Here is a 1,445-nt window from a genome sequence, read left to right as displayed (position 1 = left end):
TGAACTGCCCCCCAAAAGTTGGACAGATTAACTAGCGCCCTGCACAGCCTGAGTCCTGTATCCCACAGGGCTTAGGCTGTTGAGCGTCAGTTTGATACGGTCATGGTTGTAATAATGGATGTATTCATCCAGCCCCGTCTTCAGCGCTTCAACGCTTTCAAATCGCTTCAAGTAGAAAAACTCGGATTTCAGCGTACCAAAGAAACTTTCCATCGCGGCATTGTCCAGACAGTTTCCTTTGCGCGACATGCTCTGTTTAACCCCGAGCTTGGCCAGTTTATGGCGGTATTGGGAGTGCTGGTAATGCCATCCTTGGTCAGAGTGGATGACCAGCTTTGGCTCGCTCTGCAAACGCTTGAAAGCCTTATCCAGCATATTGTCGACCAGCGCCAAGCAGGGCCGGGTGGCCATTTCATACGCAACGATTTCGCGGTTATATAAATCCATCACAGGCGAAAGATAGAGCTTTTGCTGAGCAACCTTGAATTCTGTAACGTCCGTTACCCACTTCTGGTTAGGGCGCTGGGCAATGAAGTTGCGCTCCAATAGATTCGGTGCGGTTCTGCCGACAGCCCCTCGATACGAGCGATACTTCTTGGGACGCACAATCGAACGCAGCCCCAGCTCAACCATCAACCGCTCCACGAGCTTTTTGTTGACCAAAGTGCCCAAGCTCCTGATCACAGCTGTAATGCGCCGATACCCATAAAGGCCTTTCTCCTGGTCATACACACGCTGTACCAGCTCTTTGAGCGAGGCGTGCTTATCTGGGCGCTGTTGTGCCTGGACTTGATAGTAAAACGTACTGCGCGCCACACCCGCCAGCTTCAGTAGATCCGCCAGAGGGAATACGCTTTTCAGTTTCGAGACGATTAGGGTTTTTTCGGTTGCCGTCGTCTTTTCTGCTCCTGCAAAGCCTCCAACTCCTTTAGGTAAGCGTTCTCCATGCGCAGGTATTCAAGTTCAGCCATCAACTGCTCACGCGGTTTCAGTGCATCGTCTTTATCTTCGGGCACAGCGGGTTTGGGCTTCTTCGTCATTACGACAGACTTTCTTCTTTTTTCGATGGTTGGCGATTCAAGGTCGCCACTGTAGTACTGCTGCTCCCAAATGCCTACTTGAGATGATTGACCAAGGCCAAAGTGCGCAGCGACCTGACGAAGAGATAGATGGTGTGTGCGCTTGTACTCAACAACGTTACGTTTGAAGCTCGCACTGTAAGGTTGGCCGCGTTTACGAGGGCTGATCGAGCCATGGAGCTTATAGCTTGAGACCCAGCGGCGGAGCAGGCTGACGTCGATATCGAATCGCTGGGCGACCGTACGCAGCCCCTTGCTGCCCTCGAGATAGGCCTTGATGGCGGTGAGCTTAAATTGCTCTGTGTACTTGTTCATGTTGAAAACCCAAAAAGTTGGATGGGTGTCCAACTTTTTGGGGGCAGTTCA

Annotated in this window: 1 protein-coding gene; it reads right to left on the bottom strand. The window is 51.7% G+C overall.

The window, feature by feature from the left end:
• Window positions 1-27 precede the first annotated feature (27 nt).
• A protein-coding gene (locus TU74_RS24045) for an IS3 family transposase (protein ID WP_404940661.1) occupies window positions 28-1,394 on the bottom strand; the annotation gives its coding sequence in 2 pieces (ribosomal slippage) (window positions 28-902 and window positions 902-1,394; 1,368 coding nt in all).
• Window positions 1,395-1,445: the final 51 nt, after the last annotated feature.

The sequence above is a fragment of the Pseudomonas lundensis genome, assembly GCF_001042985.1.
Classification (GTDB): Bacteria; Pseudomonadota; Gammaproteobacteria; order Pseudomonadales; family Pseudomonadaceae; genus Aquipseudomonas; species Aquipseudomonas lundensis.
The sequence above is the reverse complement of the archived record's forward strand: the minus strand, read 5'-3'. Positions and strand labels throughout refer to the sequence as shown.